Here is a 21,460-nt window from a genome sequence, read left to right as displayed (position 1 = left end):
GCGTGCCGAATGCACGCGTTTCTGGCGTCTGGACTGTTCTGGTCTTCACGGTGTCAGATGCACGACCGGGGCGGTTAGGGCCATAGGGCCCTAGGCCGCGCCGCGGCGGCACTTCAGCTCGACACAACCCCAGCAACAACACTCTCCCATCCGCCCCAGGGGCCCCCTCCCCAAGCCTTACCCTTATCCAAGGGCGACTGCCTCACGCGACGCATTCGAACGGATACGGCATGTCAGATATCAACGTCCAGGAGCGGCACTCCATGCAGCTGCCGATCACCGAGGCCGCGTGCCTTCAGCCGGACGAAGTACTCGAACACCTGGGCTCCAGCCCAACCGGGCTGACAAACGAGGAAGCCGCGGAACGCCTTGCAGAACTCGGCCCGAATGCCGTGCGGACGCACCGGGCCAACGGTTGGGCGGTGTTGGGCCGGCAGTTCGCCAGCCCCATCCTCATCCTGCTGATCATTACGGCAGGGCTTTCCCTCTTCCTGGGCGATGCCACGAATTCGATCGTGATCGGCGTGATCCTCCTGGTCAGCGTGGGTTTGGGCTTCACCAACGAGTTCCGCGCCGAACGGGCCTCCGAAGCCTTGCATTCCCGGGTAACCCATCGCGCCGTCGTGCTGCGCGACGGGACCACGCAGGACGTGAACGTGACCTCCTTGGTGCCGGGCGACGTCGTACACCTTAGTCTTGGCGCCATCGTTCCCGCCGACATCCGCCTCCTGGGCACCAAGAACCTCCTCTGCGACGAAAGCATCCTGACGGGGGAGTCCCTGCCAGCCGGGAAGGATCCGGCCCCGGTGGCGCCTGGGTCGTCCCTGGGGGACCTCGCATCCTGCGTCTTCATGGGAACCGTCATCCAGTCCGGCGGCTGCACCGGCGTCGTCGTAGCCACCGGGGCCCGCGCCGAATTCGGCCGTATCGCGCTGGGCCTGGGAGAACGGCAGCCCCAGACCGAGTTCCAGCTCGGGCTGAAGCGGTTCTCGTTCCTGCTCTTGCAGGTGGCTATCGGGCTCACCACGCTCATCTTCATCGCGAACCTGGTCCTGCAGCGCCCGCTGATCGAGTCGCTGCTGTTCTCCCTGGCAATCGCTGTCGGCATCACGCCGCAGCTGCTGCCCGCCGTCGTGAGCACCAGCCTCGCGACCGGCACCCGCCAGCTGGCCCGTCGCAAAGTCCTGGTCAAACGACTGGTCTGCATCGAGGACCTGGGCGACATGGACATCCTGGTTACCGACAAGACCGGCACCCTCACCGAGGGGCGCATCAGCTTCACCGGCGCGCTGCCCGCCTCCCCTGAAGTGTCCGACGTCGAACTCCTCACCTTGGGTCTGCTGGCCACCGAAACCGACTATGCCGAGGCCAAACAATCCACGGCCGGGCAGAATCCCCTGGACGCCGCATTATGGGAAAGCGCGGGTGCGGCAGCGTTTGATCCCGCCCGCTTTGAGCGCCTCGACCTGATCGACTTCGACCACCAACGCCGCCGGACCAGCGTTCTGGTGCGGGAAGCCGGCGGCCTGGCACGCCTGGTCACCAAGGGCGCTCCCGAGGATGTGCTCGCCCTCTGCGGGCCGACTTCGCCCAGGGTACAGGCCATGCTGGGCGAACAGTTCGATGCCGGATCGCGCGTCGTCGCGGTGGCCACCCGCCCAGCCGCGGGGCTGAGCGGCATCACGCCGGCCGACGAAAATGACCTCGTCCTGGCCGGTTTCCTCGTCTTCCTAGACCGGCCCAAGGCAAACGCGAAAGAGTCCCTCGAACGGCTGGCGATGCTGGGCATCTCCGTGAAAATCGCCACCGGGGACAACGCCAAAGTCGCAGAGAAAGTTTGTTCCGAGCTAGGCGTGATTTCCGGCGGAACGCTTATTGGCGCCGACATCGACGCGTTGTCCGATACCGAGTTGGCCGCAACCGCCCGGGAAGCCACCATCTTTGCCCGCGTGTCGCCCGAGCAGAAGGCGCGGATCATCACCCTGCTCCGCCAAAGCGGCGGAGCGGTGGGCTTCATGGGCGACGGTGTGAACGACGCCCTGGCCCTTCATAAAGCGGACATCGGGATCTCCGTGGACAGCGCCACCGATGTCGCCAAGGACGCCGCCGACATAGTGCTTTTGGAAAAGGACCTGGGCGTCCTTGCCGAAGGCGTGATGGAGGGCCGGAGGATCTTCGCGAACACCATCAAGTACGTCCTGATGGGCACGTCCAGCAACTTCGGCAACATGTTCAGCGCCGCCACTGCGTCGGTGGTGCTGAGCTTCCTGCCCATGCTGCCGGGGCAGATCCTGCTCAACAACCTGCTCTACGACAGCGGCCAGCTGGCCATCCCGGGCGACCGCGTGGACAAAGAGCAGCTGCTGGCACCGTCGCACTGGAACATCGCGTTCATCCGGCGTTTCATGTTCCTCTTCGGGCCGATCAGTTCAATCTTCGACTTTGCCACTTTCGCGCTCATGCTGTTCGTCTTCGACGCCGTCCCGGGGGAGTTCCGGGCAGGCTGGTTCATCGAATCCATCGCCACGCAAACCCTCATCATTTTCGCCATCAGGACCCGTCGGGTTCCATTCCTGCGCAGCCGTCCCTCGGTTGGCCTGTTGAGTGCGTCCTTGGGCGTGGTAGCCGCGGGGATCTTCCTGCCGCTGTCACCGCTGGCGGGCGTGCTGGGCTTCGATCCTTTGCCGGTGCCGTTCTTCCTGTCGCTACTGGGAATGATCGTTGTCTACATGGTCCTGGTGGAATTCGCCAAACAGTGGTTCTTCTCCCGGACTGCGCAGCAAGCGCCCCCGCTCACGGCGCCCGTCCGCCGTCGGCCGGATACCCACCACATCTCGCGCCGGGCATCGCGCTTCAGCGCGCCGGTTGTTGCGGTTGTGCCGGGGCGTCCATTGCGTCGCCGGCTTAAGGGTCTGTGACCACTTGCCGTTGGCACTAGCCGGGTCACGCTTCGTTGAGGCTTCGATCCGCTGAACCGTCCGAAAGTACGACGGCGGCTGTCGCCTCCGCGATGGCGCGTTCCTCGTCGCTCGGGACCACCAGGACCGGAAAAGCCGATGCGTCGGTGCTGATGATGCGGATGCCTGTTTCGCCGGAGTAGTTCCTGTGTTCGTCGATGAAGAGACCGAGGGGCTCGAGCAGCGAGATAACCTGGGTTCTGAACCGGCTGGAATGTTCGCCGATACCACCGGTAAGGGCCAAGGCCGCGGCCCCGCCGACCACCATGTTGTAAGCGGCGATGTACTTGGCCAGCCGGTAAGCGGCCATGTCCGAAGCGAGGATCGCTCGGGGGTCGCCGTGCCGCGCAGCGTCCTGGATTACGCGCATGTCGGCTGATCCGGCCAAGCCCAGCAGGCCTGCCCGATGGTTGAGGAGCTCATCGACTTCGTCCGGTCCGAAGGCGCGGCGCTGCAGCAGCGTGATAATGGACGGATCAAGATCACCGGAACGAGTACCCATGACCAACCCCTCCAGAGGGGTCATGCCCATGGACGTGTCGACGCTGCGACCCTCCCGTACAGCGGTAACCGAGGCGCCATTGCCAAGGTGCGCCACCACCGCATTCAAGGATCCAACCGGAACTTCGAGGAACGCCGCTGTGTCGCGGCAAACGATCTCGACGGAGATCCCGTGGAAGCCGTAGCGCCTGATCCCGTACTTCGTATGAAGCTCCTCCGGAATGGCATAGCGGGAGGCATGGTCGGGGATCGTTCGGTGAAAGGCTGTGTCGAAAACGGCTACCTGGGGCGTGCGCGGCCAACGGGCGGCCGCGGCACGCATGCACGCCATGCTTGCCGCGTTGTGGAGCGGCGCAAACTCGCCAAATTCCTCGATGGTCCCGATGACGTCCGGAGTGACGCGTGTGGGCGAACTGAAGCGATCCCCGCCGTGGACCACCCGAAGCCCAATGGCATCAGGGCTTGTTCCGCCGGTTACGTTCTGGATGGCGGCATCGACCACGTCGAACGCGTTGCCAAGGAAGACGGGATCCAGCGTGCCCTCTTGCGGGCTGTTGACGGCCCGCTCCAGCAGGATCCCGGGCTTAGCTTCAGATGTTCCGATTCGACGCAGCTGATACTTCAAGGACGAGGAACCTGGATTCAAAACAAGGAGCAACACGCTGATGTCCTTTCACGAAGACGACGCGGCACCCGGACCATGGAACGCGATACCCCTTGAGGAACATAACCCGGAAAATGCGTTCGCGGGGAGGGTCTTACGGCCCTTGCAGGTCATCGACGCAGCCGACGAAACTGGGAAGAGATTGCAGCTGGTTCCAGGAAGGCACGTGCGCTCGTGAAGACAAAGATCCTCGTTGGTGTCGATGGGTCGGTGGTCGGCAGTGCTGCCGTGGACTGGGCTGCCGAACGAGCCCGTGATCTTGGTCTTCAGCTCAACCTCGTCCATGCCGTTCCTGAGCCATGGGCGTTCCCGGAGAAGGCCCTCCACGACGGCGCGACTGCACAAGCCAAGGACCTGCTGAAAGGCGAGACAGCACGGGTCGCCGCACGGTTTCCCTCCCTGGAGGTCGTGACGACACTAAGTTCCGGAGAGCCCGCCGAAACCATGCGCAAGCTTTCTGCGGATGCGGAAATGGTCGTCGTGGGAACCGATCGACGCCCCGGCAACCACGGCGAAGGATTCGGTTCGGTCAGCTTTCAGGTCGCGGTCATCAGCCATTGCGCCGTCGCGATTGTGCCAGCCCTCTCAACGCGCGAGTCATACGGCGTAGTAGTTGGTGTCGATGGTTCCCGGGACTCCGAACTCGCCGTCGAGTGTGCAGCTGACGAGGCGCATCGAATGGGACAAGAACTCGTGATCGTCCACGCCGGTAGCGGCCGCGATCCTTCCCCGTCCGGGAGACCGGGGCGCGGGACCGGGCCTGCAGAACCTGGACTCGATGGGCACGCGCTGTTGTCCAAATCGGTGCACGGACTGGAGGGGCGGCACCCGGATTTGGCCATACTCAAGATCCTGGACCTTGAGCGCGCGCCGGCCGAAGCGCTCCTGGACGCCAGTACCCGTGCGCGGCTGCTGGTCATGGGCTGCAAAGGAAGGGGCGGTGCCCGCGTGCTCGTCGGCTCCGTGGCTCAGCACGTGCTGCTCAATGTCCAGTGCCCGACGGTGATAACCCGCCCCGCCTTGCAAACATAGCCGCCGGGCGGAAGCAACCGGCCTCTGTTGCACCATCCATCCGGCCGGGCGGGCGGGCGGCCGGCCGGCCGGCAGGCTAGGGTCGAAAGTCATGGTCCAGTTTTCGGGGCTGGGAAGGGGGAACAAGCTCTGACGAATCGGCGCCCGGCATTCGCCTGTGTCCCAATGCCCGGAGCGCATTCAGAATCGTGGCGAGGTCCACTAGTTCCTGGAGGAGAGCGCCAGCCACGGCCGGGACGAAGCCGTAAGCCGCCATGGTCATCAGCCCTACGCTGAGGAGAATGCCGGTCCAGATGCTGGTGCGTGCGATATGGATGGTGTGCCGGCCGATGTCCACGGCTACGGCCACTTTGGATAAGTCATCGAGCATGATGACGACGTCGGCAGACTCGCTGGCCGCGGTAGCTCCCTTGGCGCCCATCGCTATCCCGACGTCGGCCGCGGCGAGGACGGGCGCATCGTTGACTCCGTCGCCGACCATCATGACGGGGCGATCGTCCAACTCAGCGACTGCCGCCACTTTGTCGGCAGGCAGGCAATCGGCCAGGACCCGGGTTATCCCGGCTTCGGCCGCAATATGTGAGGCAGTGGAACGGGTGTCGCCGGTCAGGAGCATGGTTTCCCGCACGCCGAGGCGTCGCAGCTGGGCCAAGGTGGCCAGCGCGTTCCCGCGCAGAGGGTCGCTCATGATCAGCGTTCCGGCGAATTGCCCGTCGACGCCGACGTAGACACCCAGTTGTCCGCTGGCCAGGACTGCTTTTTCGAAGCCGGTTGTGGCCGAGCCGACAAAGTCGGCCTTGCCCACCACCACAGTCTGGTCACCGCAGGCTGCCGTGACACCCTGGGTCGCATGCTCGCTGGCGCTGCTGACGGGAAGCAAGGGCAGGCCGCGGGATCGTGCGGCATCAATCACGGAGGATGCCAGCACGTGGGAGGAAGACTGCTCAGCGGACGCTGCCAGTTGGAGTATCAAGCTGGGGGACATGCCTTGCGCAGCGACCAGGGAGACTTGTATGTCGTGCAGGGTGGGGCGGCCATGCGTGAGTGTGCCGGTTTTGTCGAAGACCGCTGTCCTGACGCGGGCGAGTTGCTCGAGAGTACGAGCATTTTTGATGATGATTCCCGAGTGGGCTGCCCGGCTGGTGCCGGCAAGGAACGCTACGGGCGCGGCGATCAACAAGGGACACGGTGTTGCAACGACCAGCACTTGGGCAAACCGTTCTGGATCTTGAGTGATGAACCAGGCGATCCCGGCAAGCAGGAAGGCGAATATCGTGAACGGCACGGCGTATCGGTCCGCAAGCCTGACGGTGGGGGCGCGGCTCGCCGCGGCTTCTTGGACCAGGGCCACGATCCGGCTGTACTGGGAGTCTGCAGCGGTGGCGCTTGCAACCATTCGAACGGCTTCTTCGCCGTTGACGGCGCCGCTCAGCAGGGCGTCGCCTTCGCGGTGTTCAACTGGAAGGCTTTCACCGGTCAGGGAGGACTCGTCGAAAGTCCCGGCAGGGGAGAGCAAGATACCGTCTACTGGGACGATTTCGGAGGGTTTGACCAAGAGAGTGTCTCCGGAACGGACGCTCCCCACGGGAACCTCTTCCACAGGGTTGCCCGGGGTCTCGCGGTGCGCCGTCCGGGGAGCCCGCTCGAGAAGGTTCTTCAGCTCGCGAGTTGCCCGGCCGTGGGCAAATTCCTCGAGGGCGTCTCCTCCCGTAAGCATGAGCACGATGATGAGCGAGGCAATGTATTCTCCGACCACGAGGGTGCTGGCAATGGCCGTTACTGCAAGCAAGTCGATGCCCCACCGTCCTCGAAAGAGTTCCCGGAGCATCGACACGGCACGGTACGCGGCCATGGTCAATGCATAGATAGTCGCCGTTGCCTGTGCCACTGGCATTTGTCCGAGGCCCAGCAGTATCCCGACGCACGCCCCTGCGAGGAGTGTGGCCGCTACGAGCGGAAAGCGCAGAATTGTGGCGATGGGAGCCGCCGCCCTTGGGTGCCGATTCAGGGAAGGAGCTTCAGCAAGGGTTGCCTAGTGGTGGGATTCCCGGCTGAGGATGACCTTCAGGGCGTGTGTCTCAGCCGCCCTTGAGAAAGTGTCGTAAGCATCGATGATCTGTCCCAGGGTGAAGTGGTGGGTCGCAAACTTCTCGGCCGGGATCTTGTGCTGGGCCACCAGCCGGAGGAGCATCGGTGTCGTGTTGGTGTTGACGAGGCCCATGCTGATATTGATGTTGCGGATCCAGAGGTCCTGGAGGCGCAGTTCAACGGACTTTCCGTGCACGCCGATGTTGGCCACATTCCCGCCGGGGCGCACGAGCCGCAAGGCCATATCGAAGGTGTCCGGGATCCCGACTGCTTCGATGGCGACATCCACTCCTGCGCCGTCGGTGTAGGACATGACGTCGCTGATCCAAGCAGGACCGGAGGGGTTCACGACCCCTGTTGCGCCGAACTCCCGGGCCCGGAGAAGGCGCCCTTCGTCCGGGTCTATGGCGATGATGGTGGCGGCGCCGTGGAGGCCTGATGTGGCTATCGCGGCGAGGCCGATGGGGCCCGCTCCGACGACGGCGACGACGTCGCCTGGCTTGATGTGACCGGCTTGGACTCCGATTTCGAACGCCGTGGGCAGGATGTCGGAGAGCATGACGGCTTGGTCGTCGGTGACCCCGTGGGGCAGTTTGTAGAGCGAGTTGTCCGCGTAGGGGACACGCACGTACTCGGCTTGGGTGCCGTCAATGAGATGGCCGAAGATCCAACCGGTTCCTGCTTGGCCCTCCTCCCCGGAGCAGTGCGAGTAGAGGCCCTTCTTGCAGTTGCCGCAATGTCCGCAGGACTTGATGCAGGAAATGAGGACGCGGTCTCCGGTTCTGAGCCCGGTGACGGACGAACCTACTTCGGTGACCGTTCCGACGCCCTCATGCCCGAGGACCCGGCCCTCTTGGACCGCCGGAACGTCGCCTTTGAGGATATGAAGGTCCGTCCCGCAGATTGTGGTGGTATCGATGCGGACGACGGCGTCGGTGGGGTTGACGATGTGGGGATCGGGGACGTCCGTCCAGGACTTTTGTCCGGGTCCGCCATAGACGAGTGCTTTCATGATGCTCCATCAAGGTAGGGCAAGAGATACCGTCGGCGACGCTGGCAGCAAAAGTCAGTGGAACAGCTCGGAGCGCGCATCCCACAGGGGAGTGTTCCAGATATCGGGACGGGTGGCCTTGAACCGTCGACCAGTGAGGGCATCCAAGGTCAAACGCAGATAGTGGCTCTTGCTGCCCGGCTGCCAGGGATCCAGGTGGAGGGCATCGGCTGCCGCCTTTTCACGCAGGTCGACGATGAAGTGCGCCTGCCCTCTGGCGACGACGCTCCAGGCCTTTCCGGTGCCCGCATCGAAACTATCGATTTCGAGCGCGCAGGGATGGCGCATCGTGTTCCAGAATTTCGTGCCGGTGCCTGTGCGGAAGACGATGGATCCGTGGTCCACGACGTAGTTCACGGGGAAAATGTCCGGATGGTCCTCGACAATAACGGCCAGCCTGCCAACGGTTGCTCGGCCAAGCAATTCAAAGCATTCGTCTGGACTCAGTCTTTCGATTTCATCCGTTGATTGAGGGTTCATGACGCTGACGCTACCGGTGGCTGTCCGCCGTCGTTAGGGGCTTTAGACCCGCCGGGCGACGCCGTCATTCGAGTCCGGCGCGCGTTGCGTCATCCAGGGGACTCCACCAGGTCAGGGGAGGGGTGACGGTGAAGCGGCGTCCGGTAATCGACGTCGGGACGATGCGAATGAAATGGTCTTTGCGGCCCGCTTGCCAAGGGAAAAGGAGCAGCCCGACCGTATCGAGCACCTCCTGGGTGAGCCTGATTGCAGCAGCCTGCCCTTTCACGACCACGCTCCACGCCACCCCGGTGTCCGGGTTGACGCCGTCGGCCTCCAGCGCGACGGGTGTTTCGCTCAGGGCCGAGTGGAGCTTAGTTCCTTCTCCGGTCCGGAAGACGAGGGTGCCGTGGTCGACCTTGTAGTTGATCGGGAAGATGTCGGGGTGGTCTTCTACCCAGACGGCGAGGCGCCCCACCGAGACGCCGCGCAAGAGTTCCCAGCATTGTTGAGGTTGCAGGACCTCTGGTTCCGGTGTTGATGGTTTGTTGGTCATGTCGCAGAGGCTACGCCCGGGCATGAGCGGGAAACAGGGCACAAAGACCCTCGCCTCACACGCGTCTGGGCGAACACCCGACTCGGGAGTAGTCTGGCATCGGATTCGCCACCTGCCACGACACGGGTACATGCCCGCGCGGGCGGTACCGCTCGAAAGGCAGCTTATGAACGGCTCTATTCCAGATCGCGTGCGCGCTGATCGCCTCCACGTCACCGGGACACGGATCGAAGACCTGCTCAGGGACTTTCTGGCCCGGGCCGGAGAACTCCTGGATGCCCAGGAACAGATGCGCGGACTTCTGGAAGCGGTGGTGGCGGTCGCCGAAGACTTGAGCCTGGACGCCGTACTGGACCGGGTCGTCACGTCCGCCTGCCGGCTGCTGCATGCCCGCTACGGCGCCCTGGGTGTCCTCGGCGAGAACAAGTCGCTGAGCCACTTCGTCACGGTCGGCATCGACGAAGACCTTGCACGCCGGATTGGCCCACTCCCCACCGGACACGGTGTCCTCGGTCTGTTGATCAGCGAACCGGCCCCGCTTCGACTCCATGATTTGCGCCAACATCCGAAGGCATACGGATTCCCTGAGAACCATCCACCGATGAAGTCTTTTCTTGGTGTCCCGGTGAGGGTCCGTGACGTCGTCTTCGGCAATCTGTACTTGACGGAAAAAGAGGGCGGTGGGGATTTCACGCCGGAAGACGAGGATCTCGCGGTGGCGTTGGCTGCTGCTGCCGGCGTGGCCATCGAGAACGCCCGGCTCTATGAGGACGCCCGCCGTCGCGCGTCCTGGCTTGAAGCGTGCATGGATGTGACTGGCCGGATGCTCGGCGAGGACCGGACGGCGGAGCCTGACACAGCCGCCCTGGATTTGATTGCGGAGAGGGCGCTTCGGGAATCGGGATCCCAGATGTCCCTGATCCTGGTTCCGAACGGGGGCGTGGGTTCGTACCGCGTCGCAGGTGCCGCCGGGGACGGCAGCGCAAATTTCGCGGGGAACATCCTTCCCATGGATTCCGCCGTCATCAGGTCAGTCGCAGCCACCGGTGCGCCCGCATGCATGGACGAGGCCGGGGACATCCTCGGATCGATCGACGGCCTGTCCCCGGGTAAGCTCCTGGCAATCGATCTCAGCGCCCAGGGCGCCCACCATGGGCTTCTGTTTCTGGTTCGAGCCCCTGAAGCGGGGCCGTTCCCGAAGACGGATGTGGAGATGGGCGCCGTCTTTGGCTCACACGTGGCCTTGGGCCTGGAGCTTGACCGTATCCATCGGCTCCGTGAACAGTTGGTGGTTTTCTCGGACCGGGACCGCATTGCCCGGGACCTGCACGACCTCGTCATCCAACGGCTTTTCGCGGCCGGTCTCAGCATCCAGAGCCTGCGGCGGTTTACGACAGGCGAGCCTGCCCTGACCCGGATCGACGCGGTCACGGCGGAACTGGATGAGACCATCAGGGACCTCCGAAACACGATCTACTCGTTGCGTTCTTCAGGGGAGCGGGAGTTGCTCAGCAGCCGCATACTGCAGACTGTCCGCACTGCCACCAGGTCGCTGCCCTTCGTCCCGCACCTGACGCTCAACGGGGCGGTCGATTCGGTGCTCGACGACGGGACCGTCACCAACGCGCTGGCGGTCATCTCCGAAGGCCTCAGCAATGCGGTCCGTCATTCCGAGGCGCGAGCCATCAGTGTTTCGGTGTCGGTGGAAGACGGGATGCTGACCTTGATCATCGAAGACGACGGCAGGGGCTTCAGGGATGCCGTCCCCGGAAATGGTCTGGTGAACATGGAACAGCGGGCCGCGGAGTTGCGCGGTTCATTTGAGGTGACCAGCGCCCCGACGAAGGGCACGACCGTGTTGTGGTCGGTTCCGGTCCGCTGAGATTCCGGTCCGCCGGTCCGTCAGTGGACGGTGCCGGTGTCCGTTTCCGGTCCGTGGGCAATGTACACGGCAGCCTGGGTGCGCCGTTCAAATCCCAGCTTCGCCAACATCGAGGACACGTAGTTCTTCACGGTCTTCTCGGCCAGCACCATCTGTTCCCCAATCTGCCGGTTCGTCAGACCCTGACCTACCAAATCCAGGACCCGCCGCTCCTGAGGCGTCAATGAGGCGACCCTGGGATCCACGCGCTGAGGCTCCGTGAAGCCTTGGATGATCTTCGCCTTCACGGCCGCATCAAACAACGACTCGCCTCGCGCAGCACGGCGGAGTGCACCGAGCAAGTCAGTGCCTCCGATTTCCTTCAAGACGTACCCTGCCGCACCCGCAAGAACGGCGCCACGAAGAGCCTGTTCGTCGTCGTAGCTGGTGAGAATCAGGCAATTCAGGGTGGGGTCAACGGAGCGCACTTCCCGGCACACTTCGATGCCGGTGCCGTCGGGCAACCTGGCGTCCAGTACCGAGACGTCCGGGCGCAACGCCGGAATGCGCCGGGCGGCCTCCTCGGCCGAACCGGACATGCCCACCACCATGAAGCCTTCGCTTTCCAGTAGTTCCTGCAGTCCCCGGCGGACAAGCTCATGATCGTCCAGGACATAGACGCGGATTGGTGGCGCGCCAAGGGCCCCGGCGCCGCTTTGGGGTGATACTGGGCGTTCCATGATCCTCCTGTCGGGCAGCCCGTGGCCGCGGTCCCGCCGGTCCGTCATGGTTGCCCGGCTATGTCATTGTTCACTGCCCACCAAAGGTAAACAAGGGCCGAAGGACCCAAGCCGGGGCCATGACTTTCGGCCCTGTTTGGCGGCGAATTTTCTGCCCATTCTTAGAGAAACCGCGGGAACGGAGAGGAACATCATGGCCACGCGCAGCCAGCATGACAAGATCGTCGTCGGCGTCGACGGATCCGACGCGTCCATCGAGGCCCTGCGCCAAGCCCACCGCCTCGCATCGGCACTTGGGGCGAACGTCGAGGGCTGGATCTGTTGGGACTTCCCCGTGGGGCATGAGGCCTACGAGATGATGGGGCGGGACGGATTCAGCCACCAGGCATCCGAAATCCTCCAGGATGCCATGGCGAAGGCCTTCGGCCCGGAACTGCCCCGGAACGTCCGGACCAGGCTCGTCCTCGGCGCCGCCCGGGAGTCGCTCATCGACGCCAGCAGATTCGCTTCTCTGCTGGTCGTCGGGAGGCGCGGCCACGGCGGGTTCAACGGCCTGTTGCTCGGCTCGGTCAGCGCAGCCTGCGTCGCCCATGCCCATTGCCCCGTTCTCGTCGTGCATGAGCCCGAAGCGGCCAAGCACCCCGAACCCCGTCCCGGCGTCGCCGGGGCAGCCACCAGAAAAGCCCAAACCGGTCAAAGGAGCACAATCTAGATGAAGAAGTGGACTCGTTGGCAGGACTGGACGGGCGCCGCCTGGAGTGGGTGGATTCCGGGTGCGGTCGCCTTGGTGGTCACGGCTTTGGCGATCAAACCCGAGAGGCTCCCTGAATATCTCAAAGCAGTCCCGCTCGACAACCCGCTCTAGCAGCAATGGTTTCCACCCACGCCGGCATAGGAGGCTGATGATGGCGCTCTCCGAATACGAAAAGAAGACACTGGAACAGATCGCCCAGGAACTGGAACGCGATGACCCCAAGTTCGCGTCCAAGATGAAATCAGCGTCCGGGCCGGCCAAGGCCCGGCACACGGCTTTCGGCATTTTCGCTGCCGTCGTCGGATGCCTTGTGCTGCTGACCGGGGTCGCCGCATGCACCCCGGCGTTGGGAATCATTGGATTCAACATCATGGGCGCCGGGGCATACCTGGCAACGAAGCGCCTCGGCTCCCCGCGGATGCGGTGGCGTCCGAGCTCTTCCCCATCCATTGGATCGGCGGAGCTGGGGTAGTTGTGGTGGAAGCCATCATTGAAACCGGCGGCTCAAGAAAGCGCATTGCTCAGGACCAGCTCTAATACCTGACATACAGTGAAGTCGCCTTCACCGCAACAGACCGCGTTCAACCCTTTTCCGGTGCATGGACAACGAGGACCGGGCAGTGGGCGTGGGCGACGCAGGCTGAACTCACCGATCCGAGCAGCAGCCCGCCAAATCCTCCGTGGCCACGCCTGCCGAGAACGATCATGTCCGCTTCCCGGCTAGCTTCAATGAGGGATTCCCGTGCGTGACCGCGGACAACGCGGGAGACGAGGTTGTCCGGCAATTCCGGACCGAACACCTTCTCCAAGGATTCCTTGAGGACCTGCCCGGCGGCTTCCTCGAAGTCATCGATACCCATCGCCACGTAGCCGCCATAGACCTGAGGGAACTCCCAATAAGCAACGGCCTCAACTTGCGCTCCCAATGGCAGCGCAAGGCTCTGGGCCTGCCTCAGCGCCTCGATGGAGGCTTCCGATCCGTCAACACCAACAACGATCCTGGCTGTGGATGCTTCCCCGCCCATGACTTTCCTCCCGCGATTAAGGTGTCCGTACTCCGCTAGCCTGACCGGTGGCTGTCCCGGGCTGTAGGGCCGAAAGTCACGGTCCGTTCCGTCGCTCGCTCCGGAGCACGGTCCGGCCGATCGGCTGGACCGTGTGTCCTACTCCCGCGTTATCGGGATCTTGTGAGCAGACGAGGGCTGGACCTTCTCCGGAATCGGAGCCCTCACTTCGAGCACGCCGTCCTTGTATGAAGCGGAAACGTCGTCCCGTTGGACAGTGTCGGGCAGGGGCAGCCTGCGCACAAAGGAGCCGTAACGGAACTCCGATCGGTAGCTGCCCTTGTCCTTTTGCTCCTTCTTCTCCTGCCGTTCAGCCCTTATCTCAAGGAACCCTTCGCCAAGAGTGATTTCAACATCCTTCTCCGGATCGATCCCCGGCAGTTCGGCGCGAACGACCAGGGTAGTGCCTTCAACCAATTGTTCGACCCGAATCCCCGATGCCGCCACATCACCCTCGAAGAGCCGTTCGATCATCTCGATGGGTGACCGACGGGTATCGAACCACCTGATTAGGTCCGTCATAGCTGCCTCCTTGTCTTGGAACCGGTCAGGCCTGAACCGGCCTGACCCTTCCAGAATGCGAATCACGCAGAGTGGATCCCAGAGGCTTTGGTCCTCTACGTCCCGCCTCGGAGTCTGTCTTGTGGCCAGTGGGGGCCGCGGGCTGGATCAGGGTGAGAAGTCCTGTGGGGGGCCATCATTGGGATGGTGCGCTGATCACGAACCTTCGACCGCTGAGTTCCGCCGGTGTTAGCCGGACCAGATGGCCTTTGGCGCCCGGCTCCCATGGCGAGAGTTCAACGGCGGCAGACTCCTGCAGTTCGTCGACTTTCGTGACAATCTCGGCATAGCCCTTCAGGATGACGCTCCAGGCGATGGTGCCATAGGTGTTGAAACCGTCGGCCTCCAACGTGATTTTTTGCCCGGCCATGACGGCATCCAGTTTGGTACCGGGTCCCGTCCGGAAGATTACGGTCCCTTCGTCAGGCAGGTAGTTGACTGGGAAGATCTCCGGGCTGTCGCCTCTGACGACCGCAATCCTGCCGACGGAGGAGGATCGAAGGTACTTCCAGCACTCATGGACACTGAGTTCTTCAGTGTCCGGTCTCGACTCTGCATTCTCCATGAAGGTGAACCTACCGAAATGGTCCACACCGAAGTAGAGGAATAAGTCACAGGTCTCCCATCCGACGGCAATTTTCCGTGACCCCCAGTGTCAGGCCTCATCCGATCCGTCCTAGGCTTACTCCGGGTGGGATAGCGAAGGGAACTGCGGACACTGATCGATCCGTCTACTATAGGCTGGCGCTTGTGGGACGACGCAGGGTACTGATCTGCGGGGCTGGCATCGCTGGACCGACGCTGGCGTACTGGCTTGCCCGCCAAGGGTTCCAGGCGACCGTGGTCGAACGCGCCAGTGGATTGCGTTCCAGCGGCAGCCCGGTGGACGTGCATGGCGCGGCCACCGAAGTAGCGCGACGGATGGGCATCCTCACGCGCCTGCGCGATGCCGCTACCCAGGCGTCCGGCCTTGTATTCGTGACCCCATCGGGACGGCGGGTCGGTCCGCTGCGGCTTGGACGTCCCCGCGGCGACGATGTCGAGATACCCCGGGCCGACCTTGCGGCGATCCTTTGCGAGGCCGCCGGAGAAGATGTCGAGTTCCTCTTCGGGGATTCGGTTACTGCGCTAGACGCGGACGGTGCCGGAGTGGACGTCACGTTCGAGCACGCGTCCCCGCGACGGTTCGACTTTGTGGTTGGGGCCGACGGGCTGCACTCCACGGTGCGGTCTCTCGTGTTCGGTCCCGAAACCGATTTTGTCCGCCATCTCGGCCTCCACATCGCGACGCTTTCGCTCGGCCGGCCCGCAGCCGATCCCGGAACGGTGGTCATGTACAACCAACCGGGTTTGTCGCTCACGGTCCATCCGGTACGCGGAACCGCTGGTGCGGGGTTCATCTTCCGCAGCCCATCCGGCCTCGACTACCGAGACATCCAGGCCCAGCAACGGATCATTCTCGAAGCCTACGGCGCACGCGACTGGCCGGTGCCCGAGATACCCGACCTGCGCGAACTTGTGCACAACGCCGAGGACCTGTACTTCGACGCCATCAGCCAAGTGCGGCTGCCCAGCTGGTCCCAAGGACGCGTGACGCTGCTTGGGGACGCGGCGTCCTGCGTATCATTGTTCGGCGACGGGTCCAGCCTTGCCATGACGGGCGCCGCCATTCTCGCCGAAGCCTTGGCCGCCACCCCAGATGACCCAGCTGCCGCGCTGCGTGGCTACGAATCCCGCCACCGCAGGCGGGCCAACCCCCGCCAGCGCGGCCACGTTCTGGCCGCCGCGCTTCTGGTGCCCGCGACCCGGAGCGGCCTCGCGGCCCGGAACCTCACGGCCCATCTACTTCCTCGCTGAACGGCGACTCCGGTCCGTCCCGACAAAACACCGCGATGACAGACGGTGCGGGAGCCGGGCCGTGGTACCTACAGTGAGCTGCCGTCCGTCACTCGCGGCGGTCCTGCGGCCGCGACCAGGGCGTTACCGGCCGGGCCTGCAGGATGCCGTCGACCGTCAGGTCCACCCTTTCATTGAAGAAGCTCACCAGGTTGTGGATCTGTGCGGCGTCGCGGAAACTCTTGTCGTAGCTCCAGGCGACATTCCTGCCGTCCTCTGTTCCGGGGTACGTCCAGTAGCGGGCTTCGCCCTTATATGGACACACGGTCCTCTTGGGGCTCTCCTCCATGAGGTCCAGCCGCACGTCCCCGGGCGGGATGTAGTAGCGGACGGGAAGCAATGTCTCGTACAGGAGTTGTGCGCCGTCCGTTTTGGCGAGCGTGACGCCGTCGAGGGAGACCTCCACGGTCAGGGATGACGCCCGGATGTCCACACGGTGGAAGGGGTCGCGGGGGTGGCCGATAATCTCCTCGTCGTCTTCCCGCCACTGAAAGGCGGCGAAATCCAGCACGACATACCCGGCCAGGTCCGGATCGTCCGGGCGGAACGCGGCCCCGGGCGCGGTCGTCGTCCCTGCCACAACGTCGAGTTGTTCGCCGGAGGTGGTATGCCGGCCGAACCCCGTGCGCGGATCCAGCGATGGAGGTGAGCCTGCGGACAGCCTGACGCCGAGCTCCGGGACATCGGCCGCAGGGTCGCGCGGCGGTGTGAGCGCTGCTAGCAGTTCGGCCTCCGGCACCGCATAAATCGGGGTAATGCGCTTCGGCTCCCAGACCAGCCACGCGTGCAGGGTGTCGACGACGGCGTTCCCGCCCAGAGTCGCGCGGATCCGCTTGGCTGTGGGTTCGTAGCGCAGCTCCGGGAACGTCCCGAGGATCACTCCGGATAGTTTGGTGGCCATGCTTCAAGCGTGAGCGCGGGGCTACACTGCGTCAATATCGTCGAGCGCCGATGGCAGATGGTTGGTTGACCGCTCTGGGCTATGGGCGTCGGAATTGGGTGGCTGCTGTGGCTCTCACTTTGAGGGTGAGCACGGCGAGGGCGAGCATTTCGAGTCCGGACCAGGCGAGCGTCCCGCCCCAAATTTCAGGGGAGAAGCTCAGTGCCCCGTCGTGGAGCGCCACACCGGCGAAGTACGGGGCCCAGAACACGACAGGGGAGAGGCCCATCGCGGTCATGAGCCTTGCGTGACGGTCCGGCTCGGGCCGCGCCACCGCCCATAGCACTCCGACGAGAACTGCACCGACGAGGGCAGCCGGCACGAGCCAGGCGTCCCGCAGCGCGACCATGATCTGCAGGGCTATGGAGGGGAGCAGTGCCATGGCCGCGGACACCGCGGGGTGTAAGCGCCAGCGCAGTGACAGCAAGAGGACGGGCAAGAAGAGTACGGCCGTTGAGACGAAGAACGATGCCAAGGAGACGATGATGGACGACGACGTCGGATTCGTTACCGCGGGCTGCGCCCCGGCAGCGGAGCTGTATGTCTGGATGAGTCCATGGCGGGCGAAGACCGCGAACTCCTGCAGGATGAATGCCGCAACCATGCCGGAGAGCATGGCGCTCACGACGGCGGGCGCCAGCCGTGGCCAGGACCGTTCGGGCGAGTGCCATGCTGCGGAGAACGGCGCGCCAAGGATAAGGAAACCGCCGGTGGCGAGCCCCAGATGGGACGGGCTGAACAGCGCCTTGATGCCCTGCTCGATGCCGAACACCGAATGCCAGGCAAAGTCGGCAGCCCCGGAGATCAGGAAGAGAGCGACCCCGACTGCCGCGGCCCCGTAGCCGGCGGGGATCGCTTCGGTCCACCGCGTGCCGGGCGCGTGCCGGCGCCAGGTCAGGGCGGCGATCCAGACGGCGCAGGCCGCGAAGCCGGAGTAGAGGATTGCGTGCCACGGGGTGAGGAACGTCTCGAGGTCGCGGAGGTTGTTGTGCGCCCAGCCGTCAACGTAGGTTCCTGTGAGGAGCCAGATGCCGGCCGCGAGGGTGATGACGTCTTCAACGGCAGTGGTGGCGCGGCGGGCTGATACCGGCGGAACCGCAAAGGCGTGAGCAGCTGAGGCGTCCATAGCTCCACAGTAGGTCCCACCGCCCTCCGCGGCGAGAGGCAATCCCCACGCGGGCACGCTCTGATGATTCTTCGAATGCGGCTAGGCGGGCATCTTTGATGAGCCAACGAGGGGGCTTGAGGACCAATGCTCGGAAAGCTACGCTATCGCCATTGGCGATTGCTACTCTGTCACCTCGGGACGGCTATAGCCCGGTGCGGAGGGGTACCTTGCCCGTTCTTCAGCTGGTCAACACGCGGGGCGTCGGCCCGGCGTCGTTTCCAAGAGAAGTTGGGAACCTGGGGTACTTTTTGGGGAGTTGCCGAAAAGGTTCGGCGGCCTGCCTGGGGAGGACGTGATCGTGGTACCGGAGATTGCGAACGGTGGAAAGGCCAGTGTCGACTTAGGCGTCGACGGACTTCTCCATTTGCGCTGGCTGCCCGGGGTCGACATTCAGGTCGAGGATGCCCGCGCGGCCATGGCGAAAGTCAACGAGCTATGCCAGCAGGATCAGCATCCGATGCTTGTAGACATGGCAGCGGTCGCTTCCGTTAGCCGGGAGGCCAGGGCTGTGTGGTCTATTCCCTGCGGCGCGTCGCGCATCGCCTTGTTAGGGACATCGCCTGTAGACCGGGTCCTTGCGAACTTCTTCCTCGGAGTGCACGTCCCGCCTTGCCCGACTCGTTTTTTTACCTCGCGCAGCGAGGCCATGGACTGGCTTAATGCAGGTGCGTGAGACCTGGATGTGCTTCTCGCTCCTGTCAAGGCCAAGCGGCAACTCTGCCAGTTGCTGCGTTTATAAGGACCCTATCAACGGCTCGCCTTCCGGCGGTTTTCTGTCCCCTGGGATTACATGACCTCGAGAAAGAGCGTCGAGGACCCGCGTCTCCAGCTGTTGGTTGACGGTGTTGTCCGATTGGCTGCCGGTGATCTGGACGCACGCATTCAGCCGTCGGAGCATCGTGATGACATTGATGCTGTCATCACGGGAGTCAACCTGCTCGCTGAGGAACTGGGCCACATTCATTCGGAACTGGAACAGCGGGTGGCCGCCCGCACGGCTATGTTGCGGCGAACACAGGTTGAGCTGGAACAGATGGCCAAGACGGATGCCCTAACGGGTCTTGCGAATAGGACGCTGCTTACCGAGCGGATACAGGAAGCGATCCTGTCCAGCACGGACCGCGGAAAATCTCCGGCCGTGTTGCTCCTGGACCTGGACTCATTCAAGGCCATCAACGACATCCTGGGCCATAGCTCCGGTGACGCCGTGCTGGTGGAAGTTGCCAAACGTCTCCGCTCCGCCGTCAGGCCACAGGATACCGTGGCCCGCCTGGGCGGGGATGAGTTTGCCATCCTCATTGCCGCGGCTACTGAAGAGGAGGTCCTTCGAATTGCGCACCGGGCATCGGAGTATCTGCAGGACAGTATGTGTATCGGAATGGAAACGGTTTGGGCGATGGCCAGCATCGGCGTTTGCATCGGCACGCCGGAGTACCGGGCAGAGGCGCTGATGCGCGATGCCGACATTGCCATGTACCAGGCGAAGGCGCGCGGCCGCAACAACGTCCAACTCTTCCACCCGGACATGCTCGACGCCGTTCGGGAACGGTCGCGAATAACTGCCGAACTTCGAACCGCTGTTGCCGGAGGGGAGCTGGCGCTGCTGTATCAGCCGGTGGTCGAATTGGCTTCCGGCCGCGTGATCGGCGTCGAAGCCCTCATCCGGTGGCATCACCCTGTTCGCGGAACGATCATGCCGGGCAGCTTCATTGGCATCGCAGAAGAAACCGGCTTGATCTTTGAGGTGGGACGGTGGGTGCTGCATGAAGGTCTCGCCCAAATGAGGCGCTGGAGGCAAACAGATCCGGACTTGCCAGACTATTCTCTGCACATCAATCTTTCTGCTGCCGAACTGCTTCGAACCGACTTGCTGGATGACATCAGGGACACGCTGGCCAGGTATGGCGTGGATCCGCGGCGCTTGATCTTAGAGATCACCGAGACCGTATTGATGTCCCGTGAAACCGGACAGGAACAGGTCCTCAGCGGGCTCCGGGAGCTCGGTGTGGGCTTGCAAATTGACGACTTCGGTACCGGCTATTCGTCCATCAGCTACCTCAGGTCGCTTCCGGCAGACACGGTGAAGGTCGATCAGTCACTCATAAAGGACATGGAGTCGGATCCTCGGCAGCAAAAGTTCGTCTCTGCCATTCTGCAGCTGATTTTCGCTGCGGGGCTCAACGCGACCGTGGAAGGCATCGAAACCGCCGAGCAGGCGGCCCAGCTGGGGGCCATGGGTTGCCTCTACGGGCAGGGCTACTTCTACGGATATCCTGTACCGGCCGCGGAAATACCGGATCAACTCCGCCGACCCGCACGGCGTCTGTAGAGTTAGCGCATGTCGAAGCTTTGGGACCAGATGCTGCTGGTCCCCACAGTAGTGCGCCTCGCTTCCCGGGCACCGAGAAACCCCGACGCCGCGTGGGAAGGATACTGGCGCGGAATCCGCACTACTGGCCGTTCCGGAGACGTGCTTTGGGACTCCGACTCCCTGGCCGAGCGCGCGCAGTACTCCGATGCGATTGCAGCCCACTTTGATCCGGATCTCCCGGTAGTTGACGTCGGGTGCGGCAACGGAACCCACACCCGCTGGCTTGCCGGCCTATTTCCAAGGGTTCTCGGAATCGATGTATCCAAGGGGGCGATCGAGATGGCCAGCCGGGAAGCGGAAGGCGTCCATAATGCCGACTTCATGGTCCTGGATGCCGCGGGTGCAGGTGCCGGAGAGCTCCTATTGGAGCGGCTGGGGCCCGCCAATGTCTTTGTCCGCGGAGTCTTCCACGTCCTGAAACCGGGCAAGCAAGCTGCTATGGCCGCCAACCTGCGAACCGTCGTCGGGAACAGAGGCAGGGTGTTACTGGCCGAAACCAATTTCCGCGGAAATAGCCTTGGTTACCTGGCCGAGCTCGGCGCCACCAGGCAAGGAATGCCCCTGCAGCTGCAGCGCGCCTTGGAGAACCTTCCCCGGCCCGGGCATTTCGGTGCAAGGGAACGGCACAGCGTGTTTTCGGATTCGGACTGGAAGTTGATTGCGGACGGTCCGGTCAACATCGAAGTGGTGCCTATGAACGCCAGCGGTCTTCCGCAGTGGGTTCCGGGATATTACGCATTGCTATCGGGCGCGAAAGATTCGGGAACAGAGCAGTGATTTACCGCCGATAGGCGAGT

Annotated in this window: 21 protein-coding genes; 10 read left to right on the top strand and 11 right to left on the bottom strand. The window is 63.7% G+C overall.

Annotation, left to right across the window (positions count from 1 at the left end):
* Nucleotides 1–230: 230 nt before the first annotated feature.
* Nucleotides 231–2,918, top strand: coding sequence for a magnesium-translocating P-type ATPase (gene mgtA, locus AC1DJW_RS19885; protein ID WP_476902294.1), 2,688 nt, complete (start codon nucleotides 231–233; stop codon nucleotides 2,916–2,918).
* A 25-nt stretch (nucleotides 2,919–2,943) separates the two neighbouring features.
* Here mgtA and AC1DJW_RS19880 read toward each other — a convergent pair whose 3' ends face one another.
* Nucleotides 2,944–4,119, bottom strand: a complete 1,176-nt coding sequence (locus AC1DJW_RS19880) for an acetate/propionate family kinase (protein ID WP_459342274.1) — start codon at nucleotides 4,117–4,119, stop codon at nucleotides 2,944–2,946.
* A 177-nt stretch (nucleotides 4,120–4,296) separates the two neighbouring features.
* On the opposite strand from AC1DJW_RS19880, the gene AC1DJW_RS19875 reads away from it, so the two are divergent.
* Nucleotides 4,297–5,154, top strand: a complete 858-nt coding sequence (locus tag AC1DJW_RS19875) for a universal stress protein (protein WP_476902293.1) — start codon at nucleotides 4,297–4,299, stop codon at nucleotides 5,152–5,154.
* Between the two features lie 76 nt (nucleotides 5,155–5,230).
* Here AC1DJW_RS19875 and AC1DJW_RS19870 read toward each other — a convergent pair whose 3' ends face one another.
* The 4 genes from AC1DJW_RS19870 to AC1DJW_RS19855 all read right to left on the bottom strand — a co-directional run bounded on the left by AC1DJW_RS19870 (nucleotide 5,231) and on the right by AC1DJW_RS19855 (nucleotide 9,308).
* The gene (locus tag AC1DJW_RS19870) at nucleotides 5,231–7,006 is read right to left on the bottom strand and encodes a heavy metal translocating P-type ATPase (RefSeq protein WP_476902292.1); all 1,776 of its coding nucleotides are present in this window, start codon (nucleotides 7,004–7,006) and stop codon (nucleotides 5,231–5,233) included.
* Nucleotides 7,007–7,186: 180 nt separating this feature from the next.
* A complete protein-coding gene (locus tag AC1DJW_RS19865) occupies nucleotides 7,187–8,254 on the bottom strand; it encodes a zinc-dependent alcohol dehydrogenase family protein (RefSeq protein WP_284754914.1) in 1,068 nt (355 codons plus the stop codon).
* A gap of 54 nt (nucleotides 8,255–8,308) precedes the next feature.
* Nucleotides 8,309–8,773: a pyridoxamine 5'-phosphate oxidase family protein gene (locus tag AC1DJW_RS19860; protein WP_284754913.1), complete on the bottom strand. Its 465-nt coding sequence runs from the start codon at nucleotides 8,771–8,773 to the stop codon at nucleotides 8,309–8,311.
* 64 nt (nucleotides 8,774–8,837) lie between these two features.
* On the bottom strand, nucleotides 8,838–9,308 hold the full coding sequence (locus AC1DJW_RS19855; RefSeq protein WP_284754912.1) for a pyridoxamine 5'-phosphate oxidase family protein: 471 nt from the start codon (nucleotides 9,306–9,308) through the stop codon (nucleotides 8,838–8,840).
* 190 nt (nucleotides 9,309–9,498) lie between these two features.
* Between AC1DJW_RS19855 and AC1DJW_RS19850 the strand changes: the two genes are divergently transcribed.
* Nucleotides 9,499–11,190, top strand: coding sequence for a GAF domain-containing sensor histidine kinase (locus AC1DJW_RS19850; protein WP_459342277.1), 1,692 nt, complete (start codon nucleotides 9,499–9,501; stop codon nucleotides 11,188–11,190).
* A 20-nt stretch (nucleotides 11,191–11,210) separates the two neighbouring features.
* Here AC1DJW_RS19850 and AC1DJW_RS19845 read toward each other — a convergent pair whose 3' ends face one another.
* A complete protein-coding gene (locus tag AC1DJW_RS19845; RefSeq protein WP_459342278.1) occupies nucleotides 11,211–11,909 on the bottom strand; it encodes a response regulator in 699 nt (232 codons plus the stop codon).
* A gap of 193 nt (nucleotides 11,910–12,102) precedes the next feature.
* Here AC1DJW_RS19845 and AC1DJW_RS19840 point away from each other — a divergent pair, with 193 nt between their 5' ends.
* The 3 genes from AC1DJW_RS19840 to AC1DJW_RS19830 are packed head-to-tail and all read left to right on the top strand — an operon-like array spanning nucleotide 12,103 to nucleotide 13,135.
* Nucleotides 12,103–12,621 carry a universal stress protein gene (locus AC1DJW_RS19840; protein WP_459342279.1) on the top strand — a complete coding sequence of 173 codons (519 nt, stop codon included), beginning with the start codon at nucleotides 12,103–12,105 and terminating at the stop codon, nucleotides 12,619–12,621.
* Nucleotides 12,622–12,774: a hypothetical protein gene (locus tag AC1DJW_RS19835; RefSeq protein ID WP_284754908.1), complete on the top strand. Its 153-nt coding sequence runs from the start codon at nucleotides 12,622–12,624 to the stop codon at nucleotides 12,772–12,774.
* A gap of 37 nt (nucleotides 12,775–12,811) precedes the next feature.
* Nucleotides 12,812–13,135, top strand: coding sequence for a DUF3040 domain-containing protein (locus AC1DJW_RS19830; protein WP_459342280.1), 324 nt, complete (start codon nucleotides 12,812–12,814; stop codon nucleotides 13,133–13,135).
* Nucleotides 13,136–13,244: 109 nt separating this feature from the next.
* Here AC1DJW_RS19830 and AC1DJW_RS19825 read toward each other — a convergent pair whose 3' ends face one another.
* From AC1DJW_RS19825 to AC1DJW_RS19815, 3 genes are all read right to left on the bottom strand, one after another.
* A complete protein-coding gene (locus AC1DJW_RS19825) occupies nucleotides 13,245–13,688 on the bottom strand; it encodes a universal stress protein (protein ID WP_284754904.1) in 444 nt (147 codons plus the stop codon).
* Nucleotides 13,689–13,826: 138 nt separating this feature from the next.
* Complete coding sequence (locus AC1DJW_RS19820) at nucleotides 13,827–14,249, bottom strand: Hsp20/alpha crystallin family protein (protein ID WP_284754902.1); 423 nt, start codon at nucleotides 14,247–14,249, stop codon at nucleotides 13,827–13,829.
* Between the two features lie 175 nt (nucleotides 14,250–14,424).
* On the bottom strand, nucleotides 14,425–14,853 hold the full coding sequence (locus AC1DJW_RS19815; protein ID WP_476902291.1) for a pyridoxamine 5'-phosphate oxidase family protein: 429 nt from the start codon (nucleotides 14,851–14,853) through the stop codon (nucleotides 14,425–14,427).
* 185 nt (nucleotides 14,854–15,038) lie between these two features.
* Here AC1DJW_RS19815 and AC1DJW_RS19810 point away from each other — a divergent pair, with 185 nt between their 5' ends.
* Entirely contained in the window at nucleotides 15,039–16,145 is a 1,107-nt protein-coding gene (locus AC1DJW_RS19810; RefSeq protein WP_459342283.1) for an FAD-dependent monooxygenase, read from the top strand.
* Between the two features lie 88 nt (nucleotides 16,146–16,233).
* Here the strand turns inward: AC1DJW_RS19810 and AC1DJW_RS19805 are convergent, their stop codons facing one another.
* Entirely contained in the window at nucleotides 16,234–17,085 is an 852-nt protein-coding gene (locus tag AC1DJW_RS19805; protein WP_390280289.1) for a DUF427 domain-containing protein, read from the bottom strand.
* Nucleotides 17,086–17,164: 79 nt separating this feature from the next.
* Nucleotides 17,165–18,250 (bottom strand): hypothetical protein, encoded by a 1,086-nt coding sequence (locus AC1DJW_RS19800; RefSeq protein ID WP_390280287.1) that lies wholly within the window; start codon nucleotides 18,248–18,250, stop codon nucleotides 17,165–17,167.
* A gap of 340 nt (nucleotides 18,251–18,590) precedes the next feature.
* On the opposite strand from AC1DJW_RS19800, the gene AC1DJW_RS19795 reads away from it, so the two are divergent.
* The 3 genes from AC1DJW_RS19795 to AC1DJW_RS19785 all read left to right on the top strand — a co-directional run bounded on the left by AC1DJW_RS19795 (nucleotide 18,591) and on the right by AC1DJW_RS19785 (nucleotide 21,440).
* Complete coding sequence (locus AC1DJW_RS19795; protein ID WP_284754896.1) at nucleotides 18,591–18,965, top strand: DUF7793 family protein; 375 nt, start codon at nucleotides 18,591–18,593, stop codon at nucleotides 18,963–18,965.
* A gap of 117 nt (nucleotides 18,966–19,082) precedes the next feature.
* On the top strand, nucleotides 19,083–20,621 hold the full coding sequence (locus AC1DJW_RS19790) for a putative bifunctional diguanylate cyclase/phosphodiesterase (RefSeq protein ID WP_284754895.1): 1,539 nt from the start codon (nucleotides 19,083–19,085) through the stop codon (nucleotides 20,619–20,621).
* A gap of 9 nt (nucleotides 20,622–20,630) precedes the next feature.
* Nucleotides 20,631–21,440 (top strand): class I SAM-dependent methyltransferase, encoded by an 810-nt coding sequence (locus tag AC1DJW_RS19785; protein ID WP_284754894.1) that lies wholly within the window; start codon nucleotides 20,631–20,633, stop codon nucleotides 21,438–21,440.
* The last annotated feature ends 20 nt before the right edge of the window (nucleotides 21,441–21,460 follow it).

It is taken from the genome of Arthrobacter sp. 05L417 (assembly GCF_056397865.1).
The sequence above is the reverse complement of the archived record's forward strand: the minus strand, read 5'-3'. Positions and strand labels throughout refer to the sequence as shown.

Coding starts and splice junctions, on each gene's coding strand:
- AC1DJW_RS19865 (WP_284754914.1), bottom strand. CDS start 8,254: ATGAAAGCACTCGTCTATGGCGGACCCGGACAAAAGTCCTGGACGGAC.
- AC1DJW_RS19855 (WP_284754912.1), bottom strand. CDS start 9,308: ATGACCAACAAACCATCAACACCGGAACCAGAGGTCCTGCAACCTCAA.
- AC1DJW_RS19835 (WP_284754908.1), top strand. CDS start 12,622: ATGAAGAAGTGGACTCGTTGGCAGGACTGGACGGGCGCCGCCTGGAGT.
- AC1DJW_RS19820 (WP_284754902.1), bottom strand. CDS start 14,249: ATGACGGACCTAATCAGGTGGTTCGATACCCGTCGGTCACCCATCGAG.
- AC1DJW_RS19845 (WP_459342278.1), bottom strand. CDS start 11,909: ATGGAACGCCCAGTATCACCCCAAAGCGGCGCCGGGGCCCTTGGCGCG.
- AC1DJW_RS19815 (WP_476902291.1), bottom strand. CDS start 14,853: ATGGAGAATGCAGAGTCGAGACCGGACACTGAAGAACTCAGTGTCCAT.
- AC1DJW_RS19805 (WP_390280289.1), bottom strand. CDS start 17,085: ATGGCCACCAAACTATCCGGAGTGATCCTCGGGACGTTCCCGGAGCTG.
- AC1DJW_RS19860 (WP_284754913.1), bottom strand. CDS start 8,773: ATGAACCCTCAATCAACGGATGAAATCGAAAGACTGAGTCCAGACGAA.
- AC1DJW_RS19800 (WP_390280287.1), bottom strand. CDS start 18,250: ATGGACGCCTCAGCTGCTCACGCCTTTGCGGTTCCGCCGGTATCAGCC.
- AC1DJW_RS19785 (WP_284754894.1), top strand. CDS start 20,631: ATGTCGAAGCTTTGGGACCAGATGCTGCTGGTCCCCACAGTAGTGCGC.
- AC1DJW_RS19790 (WP_284754895.1), top strand. CDS start 19,083: ATGACCTCGAGAAAGAGCGTCGAGGACCCGCGTCTCCAGCTGTTGGTT.
- AC1DJW_RS19870 (WP_476902292.1), bottom strand. CDS start 7,006: ATGGCCGCGTACCGTGCCGTGTCGATGCTCCGGGAACTCTTTCGAGGA.
- mgtA (WP_476902294.1), top strand. CDS start 231: ATGTCAGATATCAACGTCCAGGAGCGGCACTCCATGCAGCTGCCGATC.
- AC1DJW_RS19840 (WP_459342279.1), top strand. CDS start 12,103: ATGGCCACGCGCAGCCAGCATGACAAGATCGTCGTCGGCGTCGACGGA.
- AC1DJW_RS19830 (WP_459342280.1), top strand. CDS start 12,812: ATGATGGCGCTCTCCGAATACGAAAAGAAGACACTGGAACAGATCGCC.
- AC1DJW_RS19825 (WP_284754904.1), bottom strand. CDS start 13,688: ATGGGCGGGGAAGCATCCACAGCCAGGATCGTTGTTGGTGTTGACGGA.